Origin of the sequence: Flavobacterium sp. (assembly GCF_027482425.1) — a bacterium.
In the GTDB taxonomy this organism is placed as follows: Bacteria; Bacteroidota; Bacteroidia; order Flavobacteriales; family Flavobacteriaceae; genus Flavobacterium.
This window is the reverse complement of the sequence record NZ_JAIXWA010000047.1, coordinates 1-23,404: the sequence shown is the minus strand read 5'-3', so window position 1 is coordinate 23,404 and position 23,404 is coordinate 1. Positions and strand designations below refer to the sequence as shown.

At 43.3% G+C, this 23,404-nt stretch carries 20 protein-coding genes; 13 read left to right on the top strand and 7 right to left on the bottom strand.

The annotated features are described in order from the left end of the window. Positions 1–8: 8 nt before the first annotated feature. From Q0037_RS06610 to Q0037_RS06595, 4 genes are read left to right on the top strand one after another with little or no spacing between them, the layout of a single operon-like run. Complete coding sequence (locus Q0037_RS06610; protein WP_297516859.1) at positions 9–1,157, top strand: glycosyltransferase; 1,149 nt, start codon at positions 9–11, stop codon at positions 1,155–1,157. Further along, a complete protein-coding gene (locus tag Q0037_RS06605; protein WP_297516858.1) occupies positions 1,139–2,788 on the top strand; it encodes a hypothetical protein in 1,650 nt (549 codons plus the stop codon). The genes Q0037_RS06610 and Q0037_RS06605 overlap by 19 nt, the downstream gene beginning before the upstream one ends. Beyond that, positions 2,745–3,605, top strand: coding sequence for a UbiA prenyltransferase family protein (locus tag Q0037_RS06600; RefSeq protein ID WP_297516857.1), 861 nt, complete (start codon positions 2,745–2,747; stop codon positions 3,603–3,605). The genes Q0037_RS06605 and Q0037_RS06600 overlap by 44 nt, the downstream gene beginning before the upstream one ends. After that, entirely contained in the window at positions 3,598–4,173 is a 576-nt protein-coding gene (locus Q0037_RS06595; RefSeq protein WP_297516856.1) for an HAD family hydrolase, read from the top strand. The genes Q0037_RS06600 and Q0037_RS06595 overlap by 8 nt, the downstream gene beginning before the upstream one ends. Here the strand turns inward: Q0037_RS06595 and Q0037_RS06590 are convergent. The 3 genes from Q0037_RS06590 to Q0037_RS06580 are packed head-to-tail and all read right to left on the bottom strand — an operon-like array spanning position 4,144 to position 7,459. Next, positions 4,144–5,409: an O-antigen translocase gene (locus Q0037_RS06590; protein ID WP_297516855.1), complete on the bottom strand. Its 1,266-nt coding sequence runs from the start codon at positions 5,407–5,409 to the stop codon at positions 4,144–4,146. The two genes, Q0037_RS06595 and Q0037_RS06590, sit on opposite strands and share 30 nt — an antisense overlap. Beyond that, on the bottom strand, positions 5,406–6,491 hold the full coding sequence (locus tag Q0037_RS06585) for a DegT/DnrJ/EryC1/StrS aminotransferase family protein (protein WP_297516854.1): 1,086 nt from the start codon (positions 6,489–6,491) through the stop codon (positions 5,406–5,408). The genes Q0037_RS06590 and Q0037_RS06585 overlap by 4 nt, the downstream gene beginning before the upstream one ends. After that, a complete protein-coding gene (locus Q0037_RS06580) occupies positions 6,488–7,459 on the bottom strand; it encodes a GNAT family N-acetyltransferase (protein ID WP_297516853.1) in 972 nt (323 codons plus the stop codon). Before Q0037_RS06580 ends, Q0037_RS06585 begins: the two co-directional genes overlap by 4 nt. 162 nt (positions 7,460–7,621) lie before the next feature. On the opposite strand from Q0037_RS06580, the gene Q0037_RS06575 reads away from it, so the two are divergent. The 4 genes from Q0037_RS06575 to Q0037_RS06560 all read left to right on the top strand — a co-directional run bounded on the left by Q0037_RS06575 (position 7,622) and on the right by Q0037_RS06560 (position 14,061). Continuing rightward, on the top strand, positions 7,622–9,379 hold the full coding sequence (locus Q0037_RS06575; protein WP_297516852.1) for a gliding motility-associated C-terminal domain-containing protein: 1,758 nt from the start codon (positions 7,622–7,624) through the stop codon (positions 9,377–9,379). 45 nt (positions 9,380–9,424) lie between these two features. After that, positions 9,425–10,216, top strand: coding sequence for an RNA methyltransferase (locus tag Q0037_RS06570; RefSeq protein ID WP_297516851.1), 792 nt, complete (start codon positions 9,425–9,427; stop codon positions 10,214–10,216). A gap of 12 nt (positions 10,217–10,228) precedes the next feature. Next, on the top strand, positions 10,229–11,776 hold the full coding sequence (locus Q0037_RS06565) for a serine hydrolase (protein WP_297516850.1): 1,548 nt from the start codon (positions 10,229–10,231) through the stop codon (positions 11,774–11,776). Positions 11,777–11,844: 68 nt separating this feature from the next. Beyond that, positions 11,845–14,061: a RelA/SpoT family protein gene (locus Q0037_RS06560; RefSeq protein ID WP_297516849.1), complete on the top strand. Its 2,217-nt coding sequence runs from the start codon at positions 11,845–11,847 to the stop codon at positions 14,059–14,061. Positions 14,062–14,098: 37 nt separating this feature from the next. On the opposite strand, the gene Q0037_RS06555 is transcribed toward Q0037_RS06560, so the two are convergent. From Q0037_RS06555 to Q0037_RS06545, 3 genes are all read right to left on the bottom strand, one after another. Beyond that, on the bottom strand, positions 14,099–14,314 hold the full coding sequence (locus Q0037_RS06555; RefSeq protein WP_297516848.1) for a hypothetical protein: 216 nt from the start codon (positions 14,312–14,314) through the stop codon (positions 14,099–14,101). 14 nt (positions 14,315–14,328) lie between these two features. Next, complete coding sequence (locus Q0037_RS06550; RefSeq protein ID WP_297516847.1) at positions 14,329–15,444, bottom strand: DEAD/DEAH box helicase; 1,116 nt, start codon at positions 15,442–15,444, stop codon at positions 14,329–14,331. A gap of 171 nt (positions 15,445–15,615) precedes the next feature. Further along, a complete protein-coding gene (locus tag Q0037_RS06545) occupies positions 15,616–15,906 on the bottom strand; it encodes an RNA-binding protein (protein ID WP_297516846.1) in 291 nt (96 codons plus the stop codon). A 377-nt stretch (positions 15,907–16,283) separates the two neighbouring features. Between Q0037_RS06545 and Q0037_RS06540 the strand changes: the two genes are divergently transcribed. Together Q0037_RS06540 and Q0037_RS06535 are read left to right on the top strand one after the other, a co-directional pair. Beyond that, positions 16,284–16,736 (top strand): Fur family transcriptional regulator, encoded by a 453-nt coding sequence (locus Q0037_RS06540; RefSeq protein WP_297516845.1) that lies wholly within the window; start codon positions 16,284–16,286, stop codon positions 16,734–16,736. A 26-nt stretch (positions 16,737–16,762) separates the two neighbouring features. After that, complete coding sequence (locus tag Q0037_RS06535; protein ID WP_297516844.1) at positions 16,763–18,034, top strand: adenylosuccinate synthase; 1,272 nt, start codon at positions 16,763–16,765, stop codon at positions 18,032–18,034. A gap of 34 nt (positions 18,035–18,068) precedes the next feature. On the opposite strand, the gene Q0037_RS06530 is transcribed toward Q0037_RS06535, so the two are convergent. After that, positions 18,069–19,931, bottom strand: a complete 1,863-nt coding sequence (locus Q0037_RS06530; RefSeq protein WP_297516843.1) for an alpha-amylase family glycosyl hydrolase — start codon at positions 19,929–19,931, stop codon at positions 18,069–18,071. A 133-nt stretch (positions 19,932–20,064) separates the two neighbouring features. Between Q0037_RS06530 and Q0037_RS06525 the strand changes: the two genes are divergently transcribed. The 3 genes from Q0037_RS06525 to Q0037_RS06515 all read left to right on the top strand — a co-directional run. After that, positions 20,065–21,702 (top strand): OstA-like protein, encoded by a 1,638-nt coding sequence (locus Q0037_RS06525; RefSeq protein WP_297516842.1) that lies wholly within the window; start codon positions 20,065–20,067, stop codon positions 21,700–21,702. Positions 21,703–21,727: 25 nt separating this feature from the next. Beyond that, positions 21,728–22,933, top strand: a complete 1,206-nt coding sequence (locus Q0037_RS06520; RefSeq protein ID WP_297516866.1) for an aspartate aminotransferase family protein — start codon at positions 21,728–21,730, stop codon at positions 22,931–22,933. Between the two features lie 94 nt (positions 22,934–23,027). After that, the coding region (locus Q0037_RS06515) for a tetratricopeptide repeat protein (protein WP_297516841.1) at positions 23,028–23,404 on the top strand (377 nt) is incomplete at its 3' end.

Here is a 23,404-nt window from a genome sequence, read left to right as displayed (position 1 = left end):
TAACGAAAGTGAGGATATTACTGTTGGGGGAATTCAGCCGATTGCACAATACGTTGAAAGAGGGTTTGGAAACCTTAGGTCACGAGGTGGTATTGGTCAACAACGGTGATGGTTTTAAAAATTATTCTGCCGATTTTTCCATTCGAGCGCACTTTTTCACTTCGCCCTTTGGAACATTGATCCGTAAAGCATGGCATCGCCTTTTTCGGGTTGATCTGGCTTTGTTCGAACATGGATTACGTTGTTGGAGACTCATCGACAAACTTCAGGGTTTTGACATTGTACAATGCATCAACGAGAAACCGATCCAAACGCTACCCGTTTTGGAGCACTATTTATTACAAAAAATCATTCGTCAAAATAAACACTGTTTTCTGCTCAGTTGTGGTGTCGATGCAATTAACCTTCCCTATTTGTTGGCACAAAAAGATCGTTATTCCATTCTGACACCATATTTTGAAAATCCAAAAACTACGGCCCAAGAATATGATTTCATGTGGGATTACCAAACCCCTGAACATCAAAAAATTCATCGGCTGCTGATGACCCATTGCCACGGTATTATTGCCTCCGATCTCGATTATGTGGCTCCCTTACTCAATCATCCTAAATACCTAGGGTTGATTCCCAATCCCATCAATACTCAAAAAAATAGTTATACACCCCCTGTTCTCGGTGAAAAAGTGGTGATTTTCTTGGGCATCAATTCGGGGAATTATCACGTAAAAGGGATTCGTTTTTTTGAAAAAGCATTGCAAGAAATTCAATCGCGATGGGCCAATCAAACCGAAATTATCATCACCCGCGATGTCCCTTATGCGACCTATCACGCCCATTTTCATCGCGCTCATTTACTTTTAGACCAAATCTATGCGTTTGATCAAGGTTACAATGCGCTTGAAGCTATGGCACAGGGAAAGGTTGTATTCACTGGGGCTGAACAAGAATTCTTAACGCATTATGGAGTTCAAGCCAACGAGGTAGCCATTAACGCTTTACCCGATGTGGACTATTTGGTAAAACAAATGGAAGCTTTTATTCAACATCCAGAAAAGATTATAGAAGTCAGTGAACGTGCCCAAGCATTTATCCGCCAGCACCATGATCACATACACATTGCCAAAACCTATTGCCAACGATGGGAGTCCGTAACCTAAGTTTTTACCTTATCCTCATGGCCGGTGCGGCTTATATGGCTACACAGGGATTGGACTTGTGGGATAGCGGGTATATCGTCGGTTACAGTTGGCGCATGGTTGAGGGAGCACTACCCTATCGGGATTTTTTTTACAAAGGCCCCCCGGCAACCCTTTTTCTTTGGTCGGTGGTATTAAAAGTGGTTCCCGTTTGGGGACAGTATTATGTATTAAAACTAATCAATTGGTTGTTCTTCGCATGGCAAACACAACTGTGGCTAGCGGGAATAGAGCGCGGTTTGGGGTGGAAAATCCCCAATCGTAACCTCATCGGATGGATCGGCGTTGTTTTTTCGGTACAGTTTTTCCCCTTGTATCCCTGGCCTACTACCGATGGCTTGTTGTATAGTGCGATCGCTTTTTATTTGTGGACACTGTGTTTTAAGACCTATAAAATCAATTTTTATATTCTATGGATTGGTCTTTTTAGCGTAGCCGCGGCCTTAACCAAACAATCCTTTTATGCGGTTCCTTTTGCTTTCTTACTAGCAACAGCCTTGCGATACCCCTTGCGCACCGTAGGCTACCTTTTCCTTAGTCAATTATTGGGATTGGGATTGTTTCTTGCAGCCCTGTTATCCTTTACCTCATGGGAAAATTTCCTCTCGCATACCACGGGTGAAACGGCTTTGACAGATCTAATTTACAGTGGGGCAATCAATTATTTCATCGCCTACCCACAACTTGAAATCCTCTGGACACCCCTACTTTGTATCGTATTAGGTTGGGGAATATGGGTATTGAAAACGCGTTGTGATTGGGAAAAAAGTTTGCAAATACTGGCGCTAGGTTGGGGAATCTATGGGGTGTTATGGGCGATTGTTTTTTCCTTTCAAGAGGGTTCGCGACTCCTTTGGATCGGAGTCCTGCTGGGCATGACGGCGTTGTTGGGAACGAAAGCCAATCGACATAAAGCGAGTGTGTTGGGACTTGTCTTGGCAGTCGCTTGGTGTACTGCCATAAGTTTGGGGTATCCCTACCCCATTTTGATGGGAACCGGGATGTTGGTGCTTCTACTCTGGCTTTTACAAATGCATTTCCCGTCCTACACATCCCTGGCTCAAGGCATTTTAATCATTGGAATAATTTGTGGCACGGTTTACCAATACCAACCCTATGCCGAACGTCCACTCAATGAACTGCATTACGACTTGGGTACTGTCAGTCCAAAACTCGCTGGAATAAAAACCAGCAAAGTGCACTATGAAAAGTGGCAAGAACTTCAAAAACTTCACCGTCAATTTCGAAATAGAACACAAATTGTCGCCCCCAATATGGCTTTGTTTTATTATACCATGGGCATACAAAATCCGCTCCCTGCCGATTGGTTGTTGAATTGGGAAATCCATCGTGATCCCAAAACCCTGTTGGAGATTGCCAGTTCGAAAGAAAACATTATTTTCGTGGAAAAGTCTTTTGTGCGCGGGAATGAACATTTTATGCCCCAAAAACGTGAGGATTTTAGTGTGGTAACGGATTATATCGCTCGTCACTTTCGTCTTCAATATGAAACAAAACATTTCTTGATTTACAACGGAACTCCCTTAGATGCACCCTTACCTCAAACTTCTTCGCCCCGAACACTACCTTAAGAACTGCTTTGTTGGGGCACCGCTATTTTTTGCGGGTCATGAACTCGGAAAAGGGATTTGGCCTACGTTGGGTGGCTTTGTTGCCTTTTGTTGTATGGCAAGTGCCGTTTACATTTTCAATGATTACCACGACATTGCCGAGGACCGCCTGCATCCTGAAAAAAAGAAACGCCCCTTGGCGTCAGGCAGCATCAAGGTGCAATCAGCATGGTGTTTGGGCGGGTTACTTTACCTATTTGCACTAGCTTTGGGCTATTACATTCATCCTGGTGTAGCAATGGTACTCGGAATCTATGCCCTTCTCAATATAGCCTATACACTTCAACTTAAAAATTGGCCCTACATCGATATCACAATAATTGCCCTTGGTTTTGTCCTCCGTTTGGTGGCAGGAAGCTATGCAAGTCAGACAAATTTATCGCCCTGGATTTTGGGAGAAACATTCCTACTCGCATTGTTTTTAGCCTTGGCCAAACGACGCACCGAAGTGCTGCTTTATGAACGGGGTATGGTAACTCGAAAGAATATTGACCGCTACGGACTAAAAACGGTTGATTTTGGACTAATTGTCTTGAGCATTGTATTGCTTTCAGGGTATATTTGGTATTGCTTTACCACGGAAGTTATGGTGCGCTATGCCTCTGAATGGGTCTTTGTATCGGCGGTTTTTGTGGCGATCGGACTCTTGCGTTACCTTCAATTGGCTTTGATGCAACACACCCTTAAATCGCCCAATAGTATATTGCTTGACGATCGCTTTATTCAAGGCGCAATACTGGGGTGGATTATCTTTTTGGGAGGACTATTATATGGCTAGTGAAAAATTGATTTTAGTGGATTTCGACCACACCTTATACCGGCGAGACAGTTTATTGGAATTTACCCGGTATGCGGTAGGAACACGCCGATGGTTTTGGGGAATAGTTCGATTATCGCCAATGCTCATCGGTTATCGACTAAGACTTCGCAATGGATCCTCTACAAAAGCGAATTGGTTGCGCTATTTCTTCGGAGGATGGCCTGCCGACAGTTTTCAAGCCATGGGAAAATCATTTGCGCTCCATCAAATTGACCGCCACCTCAACCCTACGCTTTACCACTATCTAAAAACCCAACACGACAGCACGATTGTAATTGTCACCGCCTCGGCAGCGGAATGGATTGTTGCTTGGGTTGATAGAGAGCACTTCCACCTTTTGTCCACTGCCTTGTCGTATACTGATGGAAAAATAAAAGGGGAGCTTGAAGGAGCGAATTGTTCAGGACCTGAAAAGGTGCGACGCGTTAAAATGGTCTATGATTTGAACCAATACACCACCATTGAAGTCTTTGGAAAAGGCCGAGGAGACCGCGAATTATTGGGATTGGCGAAAACGGTACAATAGCACTAATACCAAAAAATAGACTGCGTAATTCAAAGCATAGGCATACAGTAAGCCGTGCAATCCATAGAGAGGAATCCACAAAGAACATAAAACGTAGAGCAAGGCCAACGAACCTAATTCGGTGATTAAAAATTGAAGTGTTTGCCGCTTGGCAAAAAAACGATACCCCAACAATAAGGCTAAGGCTTTACAAAAATCACCTAGCAATTGCCAGACCAACACCGAAGTAATCGGCTGAAATTCTTCGGTATACAAAAATGTAATCAAAGGATTGCGTAACAGATAAATCAAAAGCAATCCAATTCCAAACAGCGGAATAATTTTTCCATAATACGCTTGAAAGACTTCCCTGTCTTCAGCACGGCTTTCGGATTGCACCAGCTTGGGTAAGAAATACAAACCGATTAAGGTAGTAACAAAAACAAAATAAAATCCCGATAACCGATTCAACGCTTCCCAATACCCTGCTTGATCTAAACCGTGAAAAGCAATCAATTTTTTCCGAATGAGAATCATCACCCAAGGCCCTATCACAGAGGAGGCTAATGCCATAAGCGAAAAATGACTCAAATTCCGTATAAATGACCATTGTACCCTAGGTCGGTAACTTTGTAACGTTTTTCGCAATGCCCAAAGGGATAACCCAAACGATACTGCGGGGGCGACAACGACAGCCAACAAGGCGCCCCAAGTGGCATAAGAATACACTAATCCAACCGTGATTCCCAATCCTAAAATAGCCCCCAAGGTTTGAATTTTCACCACCTGACGAAAAGCCTCTAATCCGTTAAGAATAGTGACCAAAATAATAGAGACTAAATACCATGGCAAAGCAACGGCAATCCACCACCATAAAGAGGTATCAGTGGCATATCCTTCAAGCAACATTGGATTCCACAGCACGGCCAAACTCCCAATCCCCAAAGAAGTCATAAGCGCAACTGCCGTTAGCACGGTCAATACGGTATGAATAAATGCGACTTGTGTATTGGGGTCATTGCGGTACTCGGTCGTGTATTTGACAATCCCATTAGTCATGCCAAGCGTAGCAATGTTTTCTACTGCAGTGATGAAATTTCGGAGGTTGCCTACCCAAGCCATTCCCGTGGGACCAATACATAAGGCTACCACTTTGGCCGAAATCAATCCTGTGCCCATTCGCACCAAGACCGATAAGCTATTGAGCGAGGTTATCCGCCAGAGTTCGTGTTCTTTTATGTAATGGCGCCATTTCACCCTGGAAATGCATTTAAACAATCAATAATAATTTGCTGTTCTTCATAAGTAAGTACAGGACTTATCGGCAAACTCAATACTTCGCGATGCAACTGTTCGGTAATGGGAAGCGGACCTGTTGCGATGTGTTTTAACGCCGCCTGTTGGTGAGGCGCTATGGGATAATGAATCATCGTTTGAATCCCTTTGGCCAACAAATAGGCTTGCAATGCCTCCCGTTTCGGTGTACGAATGACATACAAATGAAAAGCATGCAAGGAAGGATCAACAACCTGAGGCAATTGTATTTGAGAATGAACTATTCCGGCAGAATACCGCGCTGCCAATTGTCGTCGGTGTTCATTTTCGTCCAACAAATGAGGCAAGCGTACTTGTAAAAATGCCGCTTGTAGTTCATCCAAACGAGAATTGGTTCCCGCCAACGAATGCACGTATTTTTCGGGAGAGCCGTAATTGCGGAGAAGGCGAACTTGCGCTGCGACTTCGGGATTATCGGTTACAACAGCCCCAGCATCGCCTAATGCGCCCAAATTTTTACCGGGATAAAAACTAAAGGTCTTACAATAATTTCCATAAAACGATATCCCATGTGCTTGCGCCGCGTCTTCAAAGAGTGCCAGGTCATATTCCGTTGCGAGAGCCGCCAAGCCCGGCATATCGGCCCGTTGACCGTACAAATGCACCACCATAATTCCCTTTACTTGAGGGGTAATGGCACGTTTTGCTTGTATTGGACAAAGGGTAAACGACACCGGATCGGGTTCGACCAACACTGGAACCAAGCCCGCTTGTTGGATACCCAAAATGGTGGCAATATACGTATTGGCAGGCACGATAATGTGATCGCCTTCCTGCAAGCGCCCCAGTTGAATGTAAGCCCGAAGTAGTAGCGTAATCGCATCCAATCCATTGCCAACCCCAATTGTGTGACGAGCCTGGCAAAAAGCGGCGAATTCGGTCTCAAATTGCTGGACTGCGTCGCCCAAGATAAACCATCCTTTTTGGAGTACTTCGTCCAGTTTTTGATGGTAAGCCTCAGCATAGCGCTCGTTTACTTTTTGAAGGTCTAAAAAAGGAATCATAGCAAAACCTGACTTAAATGGGAGTGATGTGCTGTGGGCACTTGGTAATAGTGTTGTACAACGGGTTGCGCACCATAGGATTCTTTCCAAAAAAGTAATCCGCTATTGACATGTTTTCCTTGATTTTCATTAGAGATACCAAAATCAAAAACGTCTCGTTGGGCAAACACTTCGGTCATCAAATGGTGGTAGAGGAAGTCCAAAGCGCCTGTCTCCGAACGGCGATGGTCGGCGGCAACATATTGTGGATGGGCCACAATACCTGTATCAAATACCGTTGTTCCTGCCACCAATTGCGCTCCTTCATACACGTTAAAATGACGTATATGTTGCGGAAAGTGTTGGTGTAAATAGGTTATTTCGTCAACGGAATGCACCGGTTGCGTTTGATGTCGATCGCGAAGGTTGGGAATCAATAGCGTATGCCAAAACGCCTCAAAATTCGTTTCTTCCACTATCGTAAGTCCATTCTTTTGCCCCCGACGAATACTCTCTCTGCGGGTTTTACCAATGGTAAGGGGTTGCCGTAAATTGACCGTGGCTAATAAATCGGCCCGATGAATCTTTGCCCCACACAATTGCATCAAATAGGCAATATCGCCATTGAATTCGCTACAATAAAAGGGAGGAATTTCTTTGAGATAAAGTGTTGCAAATCCTTGGGCTTCAGCATAAGTCAACAACGCTTTGAAAATGGCCAATACTTCCGAAAAATGAAGTCCTTTCGCAAGTACCAATCCACCATACGTTAACCCATAATGCGAATAAAGGGCCTCATCCACTCGATGCGCCGGCAAAACGGCATAGAGTTGGCCATTTTTTTCAACACATAAAGAGGCATCGTGAAATCGATCGGCATGATACTCCATAAATTGCCGATGAAATAGAAAAGTACCGTTACGGGACTGGGCTACAAAAGCATTCCAGGCTTCAAAATCGGCAGAGGTATATGTTCTAACCTGATACAAATTGATTGGCTATCTGTGAATTAAAATGATTTAGGGCTACAAACCCTTTTCAAAAATACGCATAAATCAAAATAAATCACTAATTTTCGAAGCATTAAACAAATTTCAATGTCTGTGCGGTTTCTTATACTCTTCGCCTTTTGTAGTTTTTTTTCCTGGGAAATGAATGCCCAAAACATCAGCTTATACCAACAATTTAACGGCCGATATGATTTTACTTTTGTAGGGAATACACTCAATTTGGGGGAAAATAATACGAGTCAAGGGTGTGCCGAATTGATTGCGCTGTCTTCGAGTGCAGTGATGAATTTAACCCCAAGCCAACAATTGCACAAAGCCTATTTGTATTGGGCCGGCTCGGGTGCTGGCGATACCACCGTGCAACTGAATGGGCAACCGATTTCCGCCCAGCGGCTATTTAATAATACGTTAATTACTAGTGGACTGACTTATTTTAGTGCTTTTGCTGAAGTCACCTCGGTTGTGGCAGGTATGGGAAATGGAACCTACACCTTGTCGGAATTGGATGTTAGTGCGGCATTGAATTCCAATGCAGGCTATTGCACCAACCGTACCAATTTTGCGGGCTGGACATTAGTCATCATTTACACCGACCCAACGCTACCCATCAACCAATTGAATCTTTACGATGGGTTACAAAATATACCTACCGCCATTGATATCACACTGACCAATTTGAATGTGGTAGATAATGTAGGAGCCAAAATTGGTTTTGTTGCTTGGGAGGGCGATCGCGGGTTGGCCGTCAATGAAAGTTTACGCATCAACGGAACTGTCTTGAGTAATCCGCCACTAAATCCCGCCAACAATGCATTCAATGGAACCAATAGCATCACGGGGAGCAACCAATTGCACAATATGGATTTGGATATTTATTCCATTCAAAACAACATCCAATTGGGCGATACCTCTGCCTTGATACAACTTACTTCAGGTCAAGATGTGGTGCTGATGAATGTTATATTAACCACTTTCAACAGTCAACTCCCCGACGCCGTTTTGGCCATTGATGCGATTGAAAAAACCTGCGATTCCAGAATGATTACTGTGCAATATACCGTTTCCAATCCCAACGCCACCGACCCTTTACCCGCCAATACACCTATCGCCTTTTATGCTGAGGGCATTTTACTTGGACAAACGGTTACCCAAACGATACTTCCTATCAATGGGAGTGAATCAGGACAAGTTACGCTTATTTTACCTAATTCGATTACTTCCACTTTCACAGTAGTGGGTCAGGTAGATGATACAGGCAATGGACAAGGGGTAGTTTTGGAGTTGAACGAAACCAACAACGGAGCGAGCTTTTCTGACACCTTGATTTTTAAACCCGAGGTGGCTGATTTAGCGCCTTTGGTGAGTTGCAATTTAGGATTCACACGTGGGATTTTTAACTTTCAAAACTACGCCGATACCGCTTTTGATGCTAGTGAAGCTACCTTTATTGGATTTTATGAAAGTTTTGCCAACGCCGATGCCGGAATAAATCCGATTGCCAATCCTGAAGATTATACCGCTATACAAACTCCCCAAACGATTTATTTTCGGGTTGAAAATGCGAACTGTTATCAAATTGGACAATTTGAATTACAAACGAGAAACTGTCCCCCAACCATTTACAATTACGTATCTGCCAACAATGATGGAGCCAATGATTTATTTACCATTGAAGGACTTTACGGCATCTTTTTTCAATTTGAATTGGAAATCTACAACCGATGGGGACGTTTGATCTGGAAAGGAAATCATTCGCAATCGCCGTGGGACGGATTTGCCAACCAACCCCATACGGTGAGTAACTACATTTCCCCAAAAGGAACCTATTATTATATCTTGAAATTAAACGACCCTGGCTTTCCTGAGCCCTACGTCGGCTGGTTGTATTTCACCTTTTAAGGATTCCTACTTTTCTTGTATTTTAGCCGTTTAAAATCAGTTGTTTTGAAACAAATACAATCGCCTCAAAATCCATTTATAAAATCGTTGCTTCTACTGCAAGAAAAAGCCAAAGCGCGCAAACAATCGGGAACTTTTCTTATTGAAGGGCAGCGGGAAATCACCTTGGCTTTGCAAGGAGGATATACTTTGGAAACGATTTTATTTGTCCCCGAAATAATTGAAATAACTTCCCTTCAGTCCCAAGTACCCCACACGGTAGCCTGGATTGAAATCAGTCGAGAAGTGTATCAAAAATTAGCCTATCGCGATACCACAGAGGGAATTATTGCGGTTGCAAAAATGCAAAATCACGAACTCGAAGCGCTGTCACTTCCACCAAACCCGCTGCTACTTGTGGCAGAAGCTATTGAAAAACCAGGCAATCTAGGCGCTTTGTTACGAACGGCTGATGCGGTGGGCGCCGATGCGGTAGTGATTGCCAATCCCAAGACCGATTTGTACAATCCCAATATTGTGCGGTCAAGTGTGGGATGCTTGTTTACCAACGTGATTGCCATGGGAACATCAGCCGAGGTTATTTCTTTTTTACAACAAAAAAACATTGCCATATACAGTGCCACGCTGCAAAACGCCAACGCCTATCATGAAAATGATTATACAGGGCCAACCGCTTTGGCCGTTGGAACAGAGGCCACAGGACTCACAGCGGCATGGCGTGAAGCTGCAACGCAAAACATCATTATTCCCATGTCGGGTACCATCGATTCGATGAATGTATCGGTGGCCGCCGCAATTTTACTCTTTGAAGCCAAACGTCAACGCGGCTTTTCATAAAATCTTTCACCCATGAAACAACTCCTTTTTTCAATACTTATCCTTTCTATAGGAAGTGTAAAAGCCCAAATTACAGAAGCGCAAGTAGATGCTGTGGTCGAACGAACCCGCAACGCCTTTAATGTCCCCGGTATCGCCGTAGGCATTGTCAAAGATGGAAAACTAGTGCTCGCCAAAGGGTATGGAATGCGAAATGCCAAAACCCAGGAAAAAGTCGATGCCCAAACCTTATTTGCGGTAGCATCCAATACCAAAGCAATGACAGCAGCGGCCTTGGGTCAGTTGGTCGACCAAAAGAAATTACACTGGGACGATAAGGTGTTGCACTACCTCCCTAATTTTAAAATGTATAATGATTATGTGACCGCCGAATTTACCATTCGGGACTTACTAACGCACCGCAGTGGTTTAGGATTGGGCGCTGGAGATTTGATGATTTGGCCCGACGGACATAATTTTACACCTAAAGATATTATTCAAAACATTCAGTATTTAAAACCGGTTTCGGGATTTCGTGCCCAATACGATTACGACAACCTGCTTTACATTATCGCTGGAGAAGTGGTCGCAAAAGTGAGTGGTATGTCGTGGAATGCGTATGTGGAGCAACATTTGTTGGCGCCTTTGGGCATGACGCGCAGTGCCACTTCCTGGGAACGGGTAAAAGACACCACCAATTGCAGTGTACCGCATGTGCCTACCGAGAATGGATTAGAAGTGATTCCGCGCTACACCAATTCAATTTTTGATGCGGCAGCTGGCGTGTATACTTCGGTTGAAGATTGGAGTCGTTGGGTTATCGCGCAATTGCAGCAGGGAAAATACGGTCCTTTGGCAACGCAAACCCTTTTTTCGGAAACCACACACCGGGAAATGTGGAAACCGCAAACGTTAATGCCTACTACCGGAGTATCCCCTTACCGATGTCATTTTAAAGCCTATGGACTGGGGTGGCAATTGACCGACATCAACGGCCATTTGCAAGTGTCACACACGGGAGGTTTGGACGGTATGGTCACCCAAACGGTGCTTTTTCCCGAAATCCAATTGGGCATTATTGTGTTCACCAACCAACAAAGCGGCGCCGCATTTACAGCAATTTCCAATACCATCAAAGATGCTTATTTGGGATTGCAATACCCCGATCATGTGACTACCCTACAATCGGATCGCGCGAGTAAAGAAGCCCAAGCCGATCAAATAACAGCCGCGATTTGGCGTCAAGTAGTCGAAAACGAGCAAGCAAAAGGCTATCGCCCGAAAAAGTTCATGTTGGGCGAATATCATGACCCTTGGTTTGGTCCGGTCACCATTAGCGAAGGCAAAAACAAAATTTTATTCACCTCGCACCGTTCGCCACGCCTTACGGGCACACTTCACTGGGTGAAAGACGATCACTTTGCTGTCAAATGGTTCAACCGCAGCATGATGGCCGACGCTCATGTGTATGTAAAGCGCAACGCCGAGGGAAAGCTTATCGGTTTTACCATGGCTCCGATTTCACCATTGACCGATTTTAGTTACGATTTTCAGGATTTGGATTTTACGAAAGTCGATTAGAAAAAGCCTTGTGGGTGTTGCAAAATTGCCTTAAAATGTTGTACATTTAGCCAACTAAGCGATTTCCCATGCACGAGATAGATTTAGAAGCAGAAAAAAAAGCCCTGGCGCGCGAGTACAAGGAGCTGTTGCGTATCAGTTATCAAACCCTCAGTGTGGAGGATAAAAAACTGATTCGCAAAGCCTTTGATGTAGCGGTCGATGCCCACAAAGACCAACGGCGTAAATCGGGAGAAGCCTATATTTTCCATCCCATAGGCGTAGCCAAAATAGTTGCTTCCGAGATTGGTTTGGGGGCTACCGGAATTGCAGCGGCTTTGCTGCACGATGTGGTGGAAGATACTCCTATTTCGGTGGAGGACATTGAGCGCTTATTCAATCCAAAAATTGCGCAATTGGTCGCTGGATTGACCAAGATTTCGCAAGTAAAAAAGGACATGAACATCTCGATGCAAGCCGAGAATTTTCGTAAAATGCTGCTTACGTTAAACGATGATGTTCGGGTAATTCTTATCAAAATCGCCGACCGCTTGCACAATATGCAAACCATGGATTCCATGCCGCAGTACAAGCAGGAAAAAATCGCTTCGGAAACGCTTTACATTTATGCCCCACTCGCCCACCGTTTGGGCTTGTACAACATCAAAACACAGTTGGAAGACTTAGGGTTAAAATACACCGAACCCGCCATTTACAGCGATATTGTGAGTAAAATTAAAGAAACCAAAGAGGAGCAAGATGCCTATATTAAAATGGTTTCCGATGTGTTGCGCAAATCGTTGGATGAGGAAGGCATTGAGTATACGCTGAAAGGCCGTCCCAAGTCCATTTATTCTATCCGACGTAAAATGCAAGTGCAACGGGTCACTTTTGATGAAGTGTACGACAAATTTGCCCTGCGGATTATCTACAAGTCCAATCCCCATGATGAAAAATTCCTGGCGTGGAAGATTTACTCCGTCGTAACCGACCACTATCGCCCGAGTCCGAGCCGCCTCCGCGATTGGATTTCCTCCCCCAAATCGACGGGATATGAAGCCTTACACATTACCGTTATGGGGCCTAAAGGCCGCTGGGTCGAGATTCAAGTGCGCAGCGAACGCATGGATGAAATTGCCGAAAAAGGGTATGCCGCGCATTACAAATACAAACAAGGAGCCACCGAAGAATCGGGCTTAGAGAAATGGCTGAACCTGTTGAAAGAAGCTTTGGAAAACTCTGAAACCAATGCGGTAGACTTTGTGGAGGATTTCAAAATGAACTTGTATGCCAAGGAGATTTTTGTTTTCACCCCCAAAGGCGAAATTAAATCGTTACCCAAAGGCGCTACCTCTTTAGATTTTGCCTTCAGTATACACTCCGAAATTGGAATCAAAACCCGCGGTACTCGGGTCAATGGCCGTTTGGTTCCTTTGAACCATGAATTGAAAAGTGGCGATCAGATTGAAGTCATCACTTCCCCGCACCAAAAGCCTACGATCAACTGGTTGGACTATGTAACGACCTCTCGGGCGAAGAATAAAATTCGCAGCGTTCTCAATGAAAACACCAAAAAAATTGCAGAAGAAGGCAAGGAATTACTCACGCGAAAACTAAAGCATTTAAAGATTACCTTAAATGAATCGGTGGTCAATGAATTGGTGAATTATTTTAAACTGAAAACCAGTTTGGACCTGTTTTATCGGGTGGGCATTGGCGCCATAGAAAACCATCAACTGAAAGACTATGCCGCTCAGAAAAGCAATACATTGATTAATTTCTTTAAAAATAAAATCAAACGCAGCCATAGCAATAATCCTGAAGAAATCAACCGTCCTGAGTTGACGAGCAACTATGACCTGTTGGTTTTTGGCAAAGAACAAGACCGCTTGGATTATAAACTGGCGTCCTGTTGCAATCCCATCCCAGGAGACGAAGTTTTCGGATTTGTGACCATCAACGAAGGCATCAAGGTTCATAAAAAGGACTGTCCCAATGCCATCAGTTTACAATCCAATTACGCCTACCGTATTATGCAAGCCCGTTGGATTGATTCGACCAAACAAGAGTTTAAAGTGATGCTAAACATTACAGGAATGGATACCTTGGGCTTAACCAATGAATTAACCAAGGTAATTTCCAACCAAATGCATGTGAATATTCAAAGCATTTCCTTGAGTGGTGAAGCGGGAATTTTCAATGGGCAAGTTACCGTAATTGTTCAAAACAATCAGATTTTGAAACGCATGATTGAAAACATCAAAAAGATTGACGGAATTGAAAAGGTAACGCGCGTGTATAGTTAAGTAAGATAACCTATTACTCCATAAAAAAGGAATCCAATTAACCGTTGGATTCCTTTTTTTCTTCTTTTTTATCCTCTATTTTGAGAGGCTTAGTATCGGTGAAATGACCATTCTCATCGACATAGATGAGCATACTATCAAACCCTTTACCTTTGTTATTGTGTAACTTTCGGTCTGCTTTTTTCTGGTCTTTTTCTTTTTGCTTCAGGACTTTTTTCTTGTGTTGTTGTTTTTTGGAAAACGAGTCTGCCATAGAGAATAATCGAATTAATGAGTAAGTTGATGAATTGGTTTGCCATTTTGTTTGACGATTTGACGCCACATTGCCGATTCACTGGGGGTACAAAAACTAATCGCTTGACCACTTAAACCAGCGCGTCCCGTTCGTCCGATACGATGGACATAGGTCTCCACCTCGGTTGGTAAATCGTAATTAATGACCAAAGGCAAGGCTTCGATGTCAATGCCACGGGCCGCAATGTCGGTAGCTACCATGACTTGAATGGTTTGTGCTTTAAAATCTGCCAATGCTTTTTGACGGGCCGATTGCGATTTATTGCCGTGAATGGCTGCTGCGGTAACGCCTTGTTTGCTTAACTTTTGAACCAACTTATTGGCGCCGTGCTTGGTTTTGGTAAACAACAAACATTGGTGACCTTTGTGGTTGCGCAATAACGATAACAAAATCGGTTCTTTCTCTTGCGGTTCGACCACATACACTGCCTGTTCAATAACCGCTTTGATGGAAGACACCGGTTGGGCATCAACTTGCTTTGGATTGTTGAGAAAAAGCGGAATTAATTTGCGAATAGTATCGGGAAAAGTGGCCGTAAAAAACAAGGTCTGTCGCTGTTGCGGTAAAAACCGTAGTAAGGCCTTCATATCATGAATGAATCCCATGTCGAGCATGCGATCGGCTTCGTCCAAAACAAGGGTCTCTAAACAGCGAAGATCGATGAGATTACGGCGTAATAAATCCAATAACCGTCCTGGAGTCGCTACAATAATAGCGGGTTTTTGTTGCAACGCTTGAATTTGTTTTCCTTCCGAAACACCCCCAAAAATGGGCTGAGAACGAAAAGGCAATCCCGAACCCAATTGCGAAAAAGTAGCTTCAACTTGAAGGGCCAATTCGCGGGTGGGCGTTACGACCAAAACACGGATTTGTTTTGGAGTAGTGGGTTTATTTTGAGTCAATTGTTGTAAAATGGGCAACACGAAAGCAGCTGTTTTTCCAGTTCCTGTTTGCGCACAACCAATAAGGTCGTGGCCTTGTAACAATAGTGGAATAGCTTTCTGTTGAATGACTGAGGGCTGGGTGTAGCCAGCTTCGGTGATCGCTTTTTGGAGCACGGGAAGCAATGAAAAATCTTGAAATGTCATAGGATCGAATGTATAATTAAATTCGAACTTCCTATAGTATTCGTCTTATGAAGTAGAAAGGGAAAAACAGGATTGACCCACAACGTTCAGAACGTCTCGATTGACGCTCTGCGTTGTTGTAGGGCTATAGAGCGACTCTTGCACGCCGAAAGGCAAATACCAAGAAGTCTTTTAGTACCTTTTGTACGATTGAAACGAGTTACGCGACTGGGGACGCTCTTCACGTGGACGAGCTTCCGCAACGTTAATATCGAAATTGTCTACTGTAGTGTTGTTTAATCCTTGAATCGCACGTTGGCCTTCTTCTTTTTGAGCCATTTCAACGAAAGCGAAGCCACGGGGACGTCCCGTTTCACGATCAGTAATAATTTTTGTAGAAGTAACTTCACCATACGCGCTGAATAACTCGCGCAAGTCAGATTCTGAGGTATGGTAGCTCAGATTGGAAACATAAATGTTCATAATAAAATTGTTTTAATGATTAAAAAAGGCAGTACTGAAACGCCAAAACTGAAAAAGAAAAGAAGTCATTAAAACAAAATTCACTATCCAGAACGAGCATTGGCAGAGAACCAATCGGGTACAAAGGTAGCGGTAAAGTAACGTTTCCGCTTTCAAAAACGCATTTATTTTCATTTTTACAGCCATACCAAGGGATGCCAAAGCGGTTGAAATGAATATAAGAGCGTTAAATACGCAAAAAGCAACAATTGTAACCATTTTAAAAAATCAAAACGTTCACCTATTCTTGGCATTCATTTTTGGAATGAAAATAGGAATCGTTTAAAAATGAGCGTCAAGTTTTGCCTCTTGGCAACAAAAAAGTATCTTTGCAACCTATGACACAAATTGCTTCGGATAACGCTAAAAATCAGGAGACCGTAAAGAATGTTTTTACGGCCTATTTGGAAACCAACGGGCATCGAAAAACACCCGAACGCTATGCCATTTTACAAGAAATTTACGATAGCGAGGAACATTTTGATATTGAAAATTTGTATATCAAAATGAAAAACAAAAACTATCGGGTGAGTCGAGCGACCTTGTACAATACCATCGAACTCCTCCTCGATTGCGGATTGGTGCGCAAACATCAATTTGGTCAAAATCAGGCGCATTATGAAAAATCATACTTCGACAAACAACACGATCATATTATTATGACCGATACCGGCGAAGTCATTGAATTTTGCGATCCACGGATTCAAACTATCAAAAAAACTATGGAAGAAATTTTTGGGATAGAAATTCATAACCATTCCCTCTATTTCTACGCCACTAAAAAAGCATAATACCACACAACACAAACAACACAACAATGACTGTAGATTTACTGTTAGGATTACAATGGGGTGACGAAGGCAAAGGAAAAATTGTCGACGTTCTTACCTCAAAGTATGATATTATTGCCCGTTTTCAGGGCGGACCCAATGCGGGGCACACTTTAGAATTTGATGGCATCAAGCATGTATTACGAACAATTCCTTCGGGGATTTTCCATCAAAATTCCATCAATATCATCGGCAATGGCGTGGTAATCGACCCGGTTGTTTTTCAGAAAGAATTGGAAGGCTTGGCGCAATTCAACATGGATGTTGCCGCTAAATTGCTCATTTCTCGCAAAGCACACTTGATTTTACCGACTCATCGATTGCTCGATGCGGCCTCAGAAACCGCCAAAGGAAAAGCTAAAATCGGTTCAACCCTCAAAGGTATCGGTCCAACGTACATGGATAAAACGGGACGAAACGGGATTCGTGTAGGCGATATTGAATTGAGTGACTTCAAAGAACGCTACCGTTATTTGGCCAATAAACACGAGGAAATGATTAAGTTCTACGATGTGGCGATTCAATACAATTTAGCTGAAATGGAAGCCGAATTTTTCGCTGCCATAGAAGAATTAAAGAAATTAACATTTATAGACAGTGAAGAATATTTAGCCCAAGCCCAAAAAGCGGGGAAATCCATTTTGTGTGAAGGCGCTCAAGGTTCGTTACTCGATGTTGACTTTGGTACCTATCCTTTTGTCACTTCTTCCAACACCACAGCTGCTGGAGCTTGCACCGGATTAGGTATCGCTCCGAATAAAATTAAAGACGTTTTCGGAATTTTCAAAGCTTACACCACACGCGTAGGGAGTGGCCCCTTCCCTACAGAATTGTTTGACGAAGTCGGGGCTACGATGGCTCGAGTAGGTAACGAATTTGGTTCGGTTACGGGTCGCCAACGCCGCTGCGGATGGCTGGACCTTGTCGCTTTAAAATATGCCATTCAAATCAATGGTGTCACCCAATTAATGATGATGAAAGGCGATGTACTTTCGGGATTCGAAACGTTGAAAGTGTGCACCGCTTACCAATACAAAGGAAAAACCATTCACCATTTACCCTACAATATTGAAGAGGAGAATGTTACACCAATTTATACAGAATTCAAAGGTTGGAATGCCGATTTAACAGGGTTAACAACCTTTGAGAGTTTGCCCCAAGAATTGAAAGAATATATCGCATTTATCGAACAGGAAGTCGAAGTACCCATTAAAGTCGTCTCCGTCGGTCCCGATCGAAAACAAACGATATTGAGATAATAAAAAACCGTTCATTGCGAACGGTTTTTTTGTTTTATAACTTTAACACCAAGGATTCACTTCCTTTTAACTTAACAGGAAGTTGCCCTTTGCCTTGACTCACTTTTAAGGTGGCCGTACTGCCATACAAAACATCTTTCAACGGATAAGAACCGTCTTTGAGTCCCCACAACCGAATCAACTCGGCTGGAATTTGCAACGTATAGTCCACCTCACGGTACGAATCAAAATTGGACACAACGACCAACTTCTCCGTCGCCGACCAACGTACAAAAGCGTATTGCTGTCCATCGTAATTCGGCGTTGAAGCATTGGCTGCGTGCAAGTCCATATAATTGCCCATCACGGCCGAACTTTTGGCACTGAAGGTCAATAATCGCTTATAGAAATCCCGGAGTGCTTTTTCATTATCTGAAAGTTGTCCGCCATCAAATTTACCATTGTTCATCCATCGTTGGTGATGCGGAACGCCTACATAATCGAAAATACTGGTGCGTGTGGGTTTACCGAAACCACCTTCTTCCAAACCGGGTTCGCCCACTTCTTGTCCAAAATAAATCATAATGGGTGCTGAACTCAAAAGGGTAGAAACCACCATCAACGGTTTTCCGCGTTCGGGAGTCCCCGCAAAATCAATACTGGCCAAACGCTGCTCGTCATGGTTGTCTAAGAAATGCAACATGTGGCGTTCAATATCTTGGTTGCGTTTGCGAATGTCGGTCAATCCATCGGAGAGCGCTTGTCCACGAATCATCGCTTTCAAATGATCGTAGGTTTCTACCTTGTCATAGAGGTAATCCATTTTCCCTTTAAAAATATAATTGCGATACTCGTTGGGATTGTATACTTCAGCCAATAGAAAGGCTTCAGGGTTTTTCATTTTTATCGTCGAGTTCAAAAAACTCCAGAATTCATACGGTACCATTTCAGCCATATCGTAACGGAAACCATCAACCCCTTTTTCCAACCAATACAAAGCAATCTCGCGAAACTTCAACCATGAATTGGGCACATCCTTATCTTTCCAATAGGCATAATGCTCGGCATACGTTTTTTTCTCAAAACCCTCAGGCAATTCAGGGAAATCTTTGGCCCCATCAGGACGAACACCGTAATTAACCTTAACCGTTTCGTACCAATCGTTGATATCGGGTTTGGCAGCACGTGAGCCGTTTCCGGTCCATTTGGCTGGATTTTCATCAAATTGCCCATCCAACAACGGATGTTCATCCCCGCCAAGAGGCTTGTAATCGGACGAAGTAGGCACTTGAAACGGTTGCCCGGGGATGTAATAGAAATTATTATTACGGTTGTACTCTTGCGAAACGTCATCGTCTTCACCAAAGTCTTTTACACCTTCGGGTTTGGACAAACTCTTGTATTTTCGAGCAATATGGTTGGGAACGATATCAATGATGACTTTCATCCCATTTTTGTGGGTACGTTCAATTAAGGCTTCAAATTCTTGCAAACGCGTTAACGGATCGACCGCCAAATCGGGATTTACATTGTAATAATCTTTTACAGCATAAGGCGAACCCGCTCTTCCTTTGACTACATCAGGATCGTCGTCAGCAATGCCATATGGTTTGTAATCGGCCACCACTGCATGATGGGGAACGCCGGTATACCAGATGTGCGTGACGCCCAACCCTTTAATTTCCTCGAGCGCTTTATCGGTAAAATCATTAAATTTTCCGACGCCATTTTCTTCCTTGGTACCCCAAGGTTTATTGGTGCTATTCGTATTGCCAAATAATCGTGTAAAAACTTGATACACGACTTTTTTCTGTTCCAAAGGGGTTACTTTTTTTGGGGGATGTGAGGGTGTTTTTGGAGCTTGTGCTTGCACTTGAAAAGCAAAGGCCAATCCAGCCATCCAGATGTATTTACGCATGTTTTTTTGTTTTTTCATGATGAAACACAAATATAGAAATTCATCGGGGGATTCTGCAGGCTAATAAAAAAAACATAATACCGAAAACCAACGGGGGCTTTTTCATAAATTTGCCCCACTAATCTATAGGAATTTGAGACGTATCCTTGTTTTTCTTTTTTTACTACTCGGGTTGTGCGAATATGCCTTTGGACAACGTCCACCAGGGAGTATCCAAATTGAAAATGCCGACTTTCAAGACATAAACCAATTTGAAATTCCCGATGCCGTTTTGCTTACGGGGAATGTTCGCGTGCGTCATGAAGGGGTCGTCATGACCTGCAACAAAGCCTATTTTTTTCAAAAAGAAAATTATATCAAAGCCTTTGGACAAGTACAAATGGTGCAAGGCGACACCTTGTACCTCAACAGCACCTATGCCGAGTACAACGGAAATGTCAAAAAAGCCTATGCTACTGGGAATGTTGTCATGCGCTCACCCGAATCGAGTTTGGTGACCGATACGATTCATTTTGACCGCATGAAACAAGAGGCCTTTTACAAAACCAAAGGCGTCATTACCAATCGAAATAATACGCTTAAAAGCAATGCGGGGACCTATTATGTAAAAGAAAAGAAATACCGATTTTTGACCGCAGTTGAACTTAAAAATCCCGAATATACAATACTCTCCAATCATTTGGACTATTACACAAGTTCGGGGCATTCCTACCTTTTTGGCCCTTCGACCATCACGGGAAAAGACAACTTTATTTACACCGAAAACGGATTTTACAATACCAAAAAAAATGTAGGTCATTTTCTGAGGAAGTCGTATATCAAATACAAGGATCGGAAAATTGAAGGCGACAGTTTGTATTTTGACCGAACGCGGGAATTCTCTTCGGGAACACGAAATGTAAAAATCACTGATACCATCAACCGCGCCATCATCAAAGGACATTATGCCGAAGTATACAAAAAACAAGATTCTGTATACATGACCCGTCGTGCCTCAGTACGGTATTGGGTGGAAAACGACTCGATGTTTGTCCATGCCAAGAAGATTTATCTCACTGGGAAACCTGGGGAGCGGATTATTCGTGGGGAAAAAAATGTACGCTTTTTCAAAACAGACATGAGTGGAAAATGCGACTCCCTGCACTCCGATCAAAAAGTGGCCCTAACCAAACTGATTGGGAAACCCATACTTTGGAATGGCGACAAACAACTCACCGGCGACGTGATGCATCTCATTGGCAATAATGCTACGGAAAAACTCGATTCGCTGAAAGTACTCAACAATGCGTTTATCATTTCCAAAGACACCCTGGGGGAGGGTTTTAATCAGGTGAAAGGAATAAATCTGTATGGAAAGTTTCGAGAAAATAAATTGTATGAAGTAGATGTTGTCAAAAATAACGAAGTCATTTATTTCATGCGTAACGATAAAAACGAACTTATTGGCATCAACAAAACAGCTTGTAGTCGCATCAATATGACCCTTAACGGGAATGATGTTGATACGATTACCTTTTTTGATCGCGTGAACGGTACTTTATACCCTGAGGAAGATTTTCCCGAAAATGTGCGGAAACTCCGGGGATTTGTATGGCGCATTGAGGAGCGAATTAATTCTAAGGAAGATATTTTCCCACCCGAAGAATCCGAAGCCGAAGCGGCATTGCAAGAACAAGCGCGCAAAGATGCCGCAAAACCTGCTGTCCCGATGCCCATTCGAAAAGAAACGTTGAATTACGATAAATCCACCCGTTCCACCAAAACGAAATAAACCTACAACGCTACGGTATATGACCTTGAAATCGGACTTTTTACGATACCAAGCCCAAACCTCACCCTATCCCCTCGGGATGGAAGTTTCCCATGCCGTGGGTTCCTATATTTATGATACCCAAAACAAAGCCTATTTGGATTTTGTAGCTGGCGTATCGGCTTGCTCCTTGGGGCACCAGCATCCAAGGGTAAATCAAGCCATTATTGATCAATTGCATAAGTACTCGCACGTGATGGTGTATGGCGAATATGCGCAACATCCAGCTACGGAGTATTGCAAGTTATTGGTCCAAAATTTACCGCCTCGGTTGAATAAAGTCTATTTGGTCAATTCGGGTACCGAAGCCACCGAAGGCGCCCTCAAATTGGCCCGCCGCGTCACCGGAAGGAGTCAGCTTATTTCCTGCCACAACGCCTATCACGGCAATACTATGGGGTCGATGAGTGTAATGGGTTTTGAAGAACGCAAACAAATCTTTCGTCCCTTGGTACCTGATGTTGAATTTATCACGTTTAATAACGAAGCGGATATTGCCAAAATTACAACGCGTACGGCCGGAATTATCTTGGAAAGTATACAAGGTGGCGCAGGATTTATCCAACCTGAAAATGATTTCTTGTTGAAAGTCAAACAACGTTGCGAAGAGGTAGGGGCTTTGATGATTGTTGATGAAATCCAACCCGGATTTGGACGCACAGGAAAATTGTTTGGCTTTGAAAATTACAATGTCGTGCCCGATGTGGTTATTATTGGTAAAGGCATGGCGGGAGGAATGCCCGTAGGAGGTTTTATCGCCCACGAACGCTATATGGATTTATTAAGTCACGACCCTAAACTCGGACATATTACGACGTTTGGTGGACATCCGGTGATTGCCGCTGCTAGTTTAGCCACATTACAAGTAATACTCGAAAAAGATTATGCGGGTCAAGCTTTGGAAAAAGAAAAGTTATTCCGAAGTCTTTTGGTACACCCTTTGATAGCGGAAGTTAGGGGCCGCGGATTAATGTTGGCAGCGATGACCGCCGATCCTGAGATTACAAATCGCGCCATTTTCAAATGCCAAGACAAAGGACTTATCCTATTTTGGTTGTTGTTTGAAGGAAAAGCCATACGGATTACCCCACCACTGACCGTTTCGGAGGCGGAAATTCGCGAAGGTTGTGCCATCCTATTGGAGGCCTTAGACGAGATTATGACTGAGGATAAGCACGTTACCCTCGGTTAGTGTTAATTAAATTGTTTAAAACAATTCCTGTTTTTTCCCGTTTTTCTGTAAGGTATGCGTACCTTTAAGTAGTGCAACCTAAACCCCAATGGCTATGTATTTGAATCACGAAGAAGACGACTACAATTTATCGCTCTCCCGCTTTGAGTCGATGTTGAAAACCAACAAGGTGTTCTTCTTCGATTCGGAGGAGTTTGAAGAAATTATCTTGTACTATTTGGACATGGGAAAAACCAATTTGGCCAAAAAAGCGCTCAAATTAGGCTTGGAACAGCATCCAAAATCGACCGGTTTAAAATTGGTTCAAGTGGAAATGTTGGTGTACGAGGATAAATTGGACGCCGCCGAAAAGCTTTTGAATGAGTTGTATGCCATCGAACCGCATAACGAAGAAATTTATATTCAACGCGCTAGCATTTATTCTAAACGAGACAACCATAAAAAAGCAGTTGAGTGTTTGAAAAAAGCTCT

Excerpts from the sequence above, each read along its gene's own strand:
- Q0037_RS06605 (WP_297516858.1), top strand. The coding sequence starts at position 1,139 with ATGGGAGTCCGTAACCTAAGTTTTTACCTTATCCTCATGGCCGGTGCG.
- Q0037_RS06600 (WP_297516857.1), top strand. The coding sequence starts at position 2,745 with ATGCACCCTTACCTCAAACTTCTTCGCCCCGAACACTACCTTAAGAAC.
- Q0037_RS06595 (WP_297516856.1), top strand. The coding sequence starts at position 3,598 with ATGGCTAGTGAAAAATTGATTTTAGTGGATTTCGACCACACCTTATAC.
- Q0037_RS06585 (WP_297516854.1), bottom strand. The coding sequence starts at position 6,491 with ATGATTCCTTTTTTAGACCTTCAAAAAGTAAACGAGCGCTATGCTGAG.
- Q0037_RS06575 (WP_297516852.1), top strand. The coding sequence starts at position 7,622 with ATGAATGCCCAAAACATCAGCTTATACCAACAATTTAACGGCCGATAT.
- Q0037_RS06565 (WP_297516850.1), top strand. The coding sequence starts at position 10,229 with ATGAAACAACTCCTTTTTTCAATACTTATCCTTTCTATAGGAAGTGTA.
- Q0037_RS06560 (WP_297516849.1), top strand. The coding sequence starts at position 11,845 with ATGCACGAGATAGATTTAGAAGCAGAAAAAAAAGCCCTGGCGCGCGAG.
- Q0037_RS06555 (WP_297516848.1), bottom strand. The coding sequence starts at position 14,314 with ATGGCAGACTCGTTTTCCAAAAAACAACAACACAAGAAAAAAGTCCTG.
- Q0037_RS06550 (WP_297516847.1), bottom strand. The coding sequence starts at position 15,444 with ATGACATTTCAAGATTTTTCATTGCTTCCCGTGCTCCAAAAAGCGATC.
- Q0037_RS06545 (WP_297516846.1), bottom strand. The coding sequence starts at position 15,906 with ATGAACATTTATGTTTCCAATCTGAGCTACCATACCTCAGAATCTGAC.
- Q0037_RS06540 (WP_297516845.1), top strand. The coding sequence starts at position 16,284 with ATGACACAAATTGCTTCGGATAACGCTAAAAATCAGGAGACCGTAAAG.
- Q0037_RS06535 (WP_297516844.1), top strand. The coding sequence starts at position 16,763 with ATGACTGTAGATTTACTGTTAGGATTACAATGGGGTGACGAAGGCAAA.
- Q0037_RS06530 (WP_297516843.1), bottom strand. The coding sequence starts at position 19,931 with ATGCGTAAATACATCTGGATGGCTGGATTGGCCTTTGCTTTTCAAGTG.